Here is a 6584-nt window from a genome sequence, read left to right on the forward strand (position 1 = left end):
TGGGAGCCTTGCCGATTGATCTATTATCGATCCGGGTCGCAGGTCTCGTCCGCGGCGATGCTTTCGTCGAAGATGCTCAAAGCCGCCGGTGGCAGGGATGGCATTTCGCGAGCGCAAGTCGGCTGCCGTACCAGCCGCGCGAGGCTGGGCGTCGCCGTCCACATCGGACAGCTCAGCTGGTCCGCCGGTCCAGTACCTTCAGCGACTGCTCGCACCACCGCAGGTTCTCGCGCTCGAACGACAGGCCCCGCATGAGCGTCAGGTACGGGCCGATCCGCTCGGCCTCGGCGAGGTAGTCGTCTTCGAACCGGCCGTCCAGCAGGCGGGCGCGGAGCCGCTCGTAGCCGGCGATCTTGGTCTCCGCCCGGGCCATCCGCTCCGCCAGCGCGCGCCGGACCGCCGCTTCGTCGCCCGCGTCCACGGCCTGCACCTGCACCAGCAGCTCGTCGCGGATCACGCCCGGGCGGGGCGGCTGCGCCGTGAACGCGTGCAGCGCCCCGCGCCCGGCGTCGGTCAGCGAGAACAGCCGCTTGTCCGGGCGCCGCTCCTGGTGGACGAGCCGGGCGTGGACCAGGCCGGCGGCCGCCATGCGGTCGAGTTCGCGGTAGAGCTGCTGCGGGGTGGCGGCCCAGAAGTTCGCCACCGAGGCGTCGAACCCCTTCGCCAGGTCGTAGCCCGACGCCTCGCCTTCGAGCAGCGCCGCCATCAGCGCGTGCCGCAGTCCCATACTCAACTAGTTGACTGCTTCGCGCTGGATCTGCTCGAACTGGGCCGCCATCGCTTCCGCCAGCGCCTGCGCCGCGGACAGCGGCCGGACCATCACCGTGAACTCGTCGATCAGGCCCGCTTCGTCGAGGTGCAGGAAGTCGCAGCCCTCGACCCGCACGTCGCCGATCCGGGCCTCGAAGACCAGCGCGTGGTCGCGCCCTTCGCCGCCGCTGAGCTCGCGCACATAGCGGAAGTCCTCGAACACGCGCAGCACGCCGCGCAGGATCGCGGCGGTGATCGCCTTGCCCGGGTACGGCTTGAACGCGACCGGGCTGCGGAACACGACGTTCTCCGCCAGCGTCGCGGCCATGGCCTCGGGGTCGCGCGCCTCGACGGCCTTGCGGAAGCTGTCCATGGTCACCTCGAATACTCAATTTGTTGACTAGGTGACGTCAGCGTACCCGCTCGGCTTCCAGTGGGGCGAGCCACTCGGCGAGCGTGGTCTCCGCCGGCCGCGCGCCCGGCCCCGGCACCGCGCCGAACCAGGGCGCCCGCGGGTCGGTGACCATCGGCCGCGGAGCGGCGCGTGCGGTCGGCAGTGTGCGCACCGACTCGCCGGGCCGGCCGGCTGCCGGTCCGTGCCCACGACCGGCAGCGCGACGAAGTGCCCGAACGCCCGCTTCCCGCGCCGCGTCCGGGAGGTCGCCGGTCGAGGTGGAGATCGCCCGGCGGACCGTATAACGCCCTACACGGCGGCCCCGTGCCGCTGGTACTGGGCGCGCAGTGCCTTCTTGTCCGGCTTGCCCAGCCCCGTCATCGGCAGGGACTCCGCGACGATCACCTGCTTGGGCACGTGCACCGGGCCCTTGCGCTCCCGCACCGCCGCCTGGATCTCGGCCGTGAGCTGCTCGAGGTCGCCGTCGGCGCCGGAGCGCAGGACCACGACCGCCGTCACCGCTTCGCCCCACTTCTCGTCCGGGGTGCCGATCACGCCCACCTGGGCCACCGCCGGGTGCTCGGCCACCACGTCCTCCACCTCGCGGGGGAACACGTTGAAGCCGCCCGTGACGATCATGTCCTTGACCCGGTCGACGATGAACCAGAAGCCGTCCTCGTCTTCGCGGGCGACATCGCCGGTGTGCAGCCAGCCGTCGCGGAACGTCTCCGCGGTGATCTCCGGCAGGTTCCAGTAACCGCCGGCGAGCAGCGGGCCGGCGACGCAGATCTCGCCCGGCTCGCCCGGCTCGACGGGCTTGCCGTCGGCGTCGAGCAGCGCAGTGCGCAGGAAGGCCGAGGGGCGGCCGCAGGAGGCCAGCCGCGCGTCGTCGTGGTCGCCCTTGGCGAGGTAGCTGATCGCCATCGGGGCCTCGGACTGGCCGTAGTACTGCGCGAAGATCGGCCCGAACCGGTCGATCGCCTCGCGCAGGCGCACCGGGTTGATCGACGCGGCCCCGTAGTACACCGTCTGCAGCGAGGACAGGTCGCGCGTGCGCGAGTCGGGGTGGTCCATCAGCGCGTAGAGCATGGTGGGCACCAGCATGGTCGCGGTGATGCGCTGCTCTTCGATGATCCGCAGGGTGTCGGCGGGGTCGAACTTCGGCACCACGACCAGCGAGCCGCCCTTGATCAGCGTCGGGGCGAAGAAGGCGGCGCCGGCGTGCGACAGCGGCGTGCAGATCAGGAACTTCGGCGTTTCGGGCCATTCCCACTCGGCCAGCTGGATCTGCGTCATCGTGGTCATCGCCTGCGCGGTGCCCATGACGCCCTTGGGCTTGCCGGTGGTCCCGCCGGTGTAGGTGATCGAGACGACCTGGTCCGGCGGGAGCACGGCGGGCCGCAACGGCCCCGGCTCGAACGTCGCGGCGGCCGCGGTCAGGTCCTTGCCGACGTGGGCCAGCGGTTCCGGCACCGGGCCGATGGTGAGCACCTGGGTCAGGCCGGGGACCTTGTCCAGGAGGCCGAGCGCGCGGTCGACGAAGGCGGGCACCGGGTCGATGATCAGCGTGGTGATGCCGGCGTCGGCGAGGATGTAGGCGTGGTCGTCGAGCGACCCCAGCGGGTGCAGCGCCGTGCGCCGCGAGCCCTGCAGCTGGCCGGCGGCGATGATGAGCAGCACTTCCGGCCGGTTCAGCGACAGCAGCGCGACGGGGGCGCCGGTGCCCGCGCCGAGCGCTTCGAAGGCCTGGGCGTACTGGCTGACCTGCTCGGCGGTCCGGCCCCCGGTCATCGTCGTCTCGCCCAGCACCATCACCGGCTTGTCCCGGTGCCGTTTCAGGGCCGAGACCACCAGGTGGCCGAGGTGGTTCGGATACCGCATCGCCTGCTCGTCCATCCCGGTCCCTTCCACGGCGCCAGACTAGAACACGTTACTGTTCTCGACAAGATACGGTGATCGGGCCGGGTTTGTCAGCTTGGCGCCGAAGTGGAACAGGTTTCAGTGACGTCCGGAGGGTGCGCCGGTCCGCGACGCGTCCTCCGGCGGGGCTCGGCCCGGCAGGCGGCCGCGTAGGTCTCGACCTTGCCCTGGCACGCGCCCAGCTTGAGCGGGCGCGGCCGGGGCGACAGGGAAACCGCGACCGCGACGCCTTGTACCGCATCGCCACCTCCTCATCTGTTCGGAATCGAAGGGGGCGGGGTAGCGAGATCGGCGGTGGCGAGGGGTTCTTTCGATCGATCCGACGGCGAGCCCGGCCCCGAAGCGGCCGGACCCGCCCGTGTGGCTCCTTTGTGGACGGTTACGGCACCGGGGCGGCCTGCGCCCTGGCCACGGCTTCGTCGCGGTCGGGCGGCAGCAGGTAGCCCGACCGCAGGGCCCGGTCCGCCGCCGCGGTGAACTGGGCGAGGTAGGTGGCGTGGTCCGGGTACAGCTGCCGGATCCGGGCCGCTGTCAGCGGCGTGGTGGTGCCCAGCAGCAGGCACGCGCCCGGCACGTTGCCACCGCTGTTGTTGGGGGAGTAGGCGGCCACCGGGACGTCGAGGTCGGGCAGCCGGACACCGCCGAGGGCGTTCTGGTCGCCGTCGCGCAGGATGACGATGTCGAGCAGCATCGAGATCGGGGGCGCCGTGGGCGGGGCGGCGCCGCCGCGCGCCCAGCGGTCCAGGTGGCGGAACGCCGCGTTCTCCGCGTACCGGAACGTCATGCTGTTGACCGGCTTGTCGCACGTCGTGGGGGCGCCGTCGTTGATGGACCGGTCCCGGGCGTTGGCCGCGTTGTACAGGTTCAGGCCGTACTGGTCCGCGTGCGCGGTGCCGGCGACCTCCCAGGTCCGCACCTGCGCGGTGTCCTGCCGGACGGAGGCGGACGCGATGACGTCGGTCTCCGACTGCAGGACGAACACCGGGACACCGAGATCGGTGCGGATCTTCGCCGACAGCGGCCCGATGGCGCCGTCGCCGATCGGCGACGCGAGCGCGGCCCGGCCGTGGATCAGGAAGCCGTCGTAGCTGCGCCGCACCGGCTGGATCGCGTTCGCGAAGGTGGTCAGCCGCAGCGCGGACTGCGAGTGCCCGGTGCCGAGCACCACGGCGGGCGTCCGGCCGCCCAGCAGCTGCGGGTTCGCCCGGACCGCCTGCGCGGCCTGCGAAAACACGTCGTAGGAGAGCGCGTCACCGCTGAGGTTCACCGCCGGGTACCGTGCGGGATCGAGGCTCTTGAGCTTGTCGGCACCGGCTTTCTGGGTCGTCACGCCGACGTAGGCGTAGCCTTCGCGGACGAAGTGTTCGTAGGACTGGGAGAAGTCCACCGGGATGTCGACGCCGAAGCTGACGTTGAGCCATTCGACCACGACCGTGCCGGTGAACCGGGCGGGGTCGCGCGGCCGCACGACGACCAGGCGGGTGGTGTACGGGTTGCCGCTCGAGGCCACGCGCGTGGCCCAGCGGCCGTCGTCGGTCCACAGTCCCACCTGGTCGAACGTGTCGGCCCGGCCGGAAAGCAGGTACTCCTCCTCGACGTACCCGCGCGCGGCGAGGTCCAGGACGCCGCGGGCGCCGCTGACCGGCCAGCCGCGCCCGGCGTCCGCGGGCACCGCCGTGACGGTGGGCGCGGCGGCGGCCTGCGCGGCTTGGGTGGTCCCGGTGAGCAGGACGGCGGGCAGGAGCACGGTCAGCAGCACGAGCAGGGCTCTGCGCATGGGTAACCCCTTCTGCTGGTCGACGGCCCGAAGAGCGGCTCCCGGCTCTTCGACCGTCCACATCGGACAATGGCTGGTGGCCGGCCCGGCCACCACGGTTGTCTCTTACTCGCCGGTAAAGGCGGGGACAACGACGGCGTCGCGAACCGGTGGGAATCCACCCGGGATCGCTCAGAGATGTGACAAGTCCACGCTCCCGTCGCTCGGCTGCCGCGAAAACTCTGGAAAGTGCTTTCGGCGCCGCAACCTTGCGCAGGTGTCACTCGTTGCGCGACTATCTCGGGACGTTCTGCACGTGCATGCGCACGGCGAGGGGGAGTGGTGACCGAAGTGGCGCCGGCGGCGACCGGGACGACGGACGTCCCGACCGACGCGGCCTTGATCGCGGCGGTCCGCGGTGGCGACATCGCGGCGTACGGCGAGCTCTACGACCGGCACCTCCCCGCCGCCCGGCGGGTGGCCGCCGCGATCGCGGCCGACCGGGCGGAGCGCGACGACCTGATCGCCGAAGGGTTCACCCGCGTGCTGCGGATCCTGCGTGCCGGCGAGGGCCCGGACGAGGATTTCCGTCCTTACCTGCTGACGACCATCCGGAACACGATGATCAGCTGGCGCCGGCGCGACGCCGCCGTGTCACTGGTGGCCGAGGTGCCGGACGTGACGCCGGGTGCGGGGAGTGACGAGCCGGTCGGCAGCCGGTTGCACGCCACGGTCGCCGCGGACGCCTTCGCGAGCCTGCCGCAGCGGTGGAAGACGGTGCTGTGGCGGACCGAGATCGACGGCGAGTCGCCCGCGAAGATCGCCGAAGACCTCGGGATGACGCCGAACGGAGTAGCCGCGCTGGCCTACCGCGCCCGCGAGGGCCTGCGCCAGGCGTACCTGGACCAGCACGTGCCCGAGGCGCGGCGGCGCAACTGCAAGAACGTCTCCGGCCAGCTGGCCCGATGGGTGCGCGACGGCATCTCCGACCACAAGGCGCACCGGATCGCCGCCCACCTCGACCGCTGCCCGGACTGCCGGGAGCTGGCCGCGGGGCTCCGGCAGCTCAACGAGGAACTGCCCGCCGCGGTGGCCCCGCTCATCCTGGGCGTCCCGATCGTCTCGCAGTGGCTGTCCACCACCGGCTCGCTCGCCACCTCCGGTGCCGCCGCCGGTGCGACCGGCACGGGGGCGTCCGCCCTGTCGTGGGCCACGGCGGCGAAGGTGGCCGTGGCGGGGGCCGCGCTGGTCACGACGGTGACGATCGGCGCCAGCACGTCCAGCGACGCCCCGGCGCCGTTCTCCGGCGAGGAGGGCACCACGACCCAGCCCGTGCGGACCGGGCCGCAGGCGGGCTCCCGCGCCGGGGTGCCGCCGGGCGGCGTCGCGCCGACGTCGGACGCGGCGGGCTCGGCGGTAGCCACCACCCCGGGCGTGGCGCCGACGGGCGTGCAGCCGGCGGGCGAGTCGGCCGGGGCCGCGAATTCCGGGGACCCGGCGGTTTCGGGCACCGGAAACGGGAACGGCAACGGCAACAACGGAAACGGGAACGGGAACGGCGGGAACGGGAACAACGGCAACGGCCTCGGGAACGACCCGGCCGCGAAGGAGTCCAAGCAGGCGGCCAAGTCTTCGTCGAAGGCCGCGAAGGAATCCGAGAAGGAATCGAAGAAGGCCGAGAAGACGAAGAACCCCGGGGAGTGACCCGGCGCCGCGCGGCGCCGGGGGACGACGCGCGGCCCGGCGGGGGGAGGCCGCCCAGCC

Annotated in this window: 6 protein-coding genes; 1 reads left to right on the forward strand and 5 read right to left on the reverse strand. The window is 72.4% G+C overall.

The annotated features are described in order from the left end of the window. Positions 1-172: 172 nt before the first annotated feature. From ACWED2_RS45545 to ACWED2_RS45565, 5 genes are all read right to left on the reverse strand, one after another. On the reverse strand, positions 173-727 hold the full coding sequence (locus ACWED2_RS45545; RefSeq protein WP_449696757.1) for a PadR family transcriptional regulator: 555 nt from the start codon (positions 725-727) through the stop codon (positions 173-175). Between the two features lie 6 nt (positions 728-733). After that, complete coding sequence (locus tag ACWED2_RS45550) at positions 734-1123, reverse strand: nuclear transport factor 2 family protein (RefSeq protein WP_449696758.1); 390 nt, start codon at positions 1121-1123, stop codon at positions 734-736. 37 nt (positions 1124-1160) lie between these two features. Beyond that, positions 1161-1316 carry a hypothetical protein gene (locus ACWED2_RS45555; protein ID WP_449696752.1) on the reverse strand — a complete coding sequence of 52 codons (156 nt, stop codon included), beginning with the start codon at positions 1314-1316 and terminating at the stop codon, positions 1161-1163. Between the two features lie 137 nt (positions 1317-1453). Then, entirely contained in the window at positions 1454-3055 is a 1602-nt protein-coding gene (gene fadD8, locus ACWED2_RS45560) for a fatty-acid--CoA ligase FadD8 (RefSeq protein ID WP_449696753.1), read from the reverse strand. A gap of 388 nt (positions 3056-3443) precedes the next feature. Beyond that, positions 3444-4841, reverse strand: coding sequence for an alpha/beta hydrolase domain-containing protein (locus ACWED2_RS45565; protein WP_449696754.1), 1398 nt, complete (start codon positions 4839-4841; stop codon positions 3444-3446). A 321-nt stretch (positions 4842-5162) separates the two neighbouring features. On the opposite strand from ACWED2_RS45565, the gene ACWED2_RS45570 reads away from it, so the two are divergent. Beyond that, the gene (locus ACWED2_RS45570) at positions 5163-6524 is read left to right on the forward strand and encodes a sigma-70 family RNA polymerase sigma factor (protein ID WP_449696755.1); all 1362 of its coding nucleotides are present in this window, start codon (positions 5163-5165) and stop codon (positions 6522-6524) included. Positions 6525-6584: the final 60 nt, after the last annotated feature.

The organism is Amycolatopsis sp. NPDC005003 (assembly GCF_053600695.1).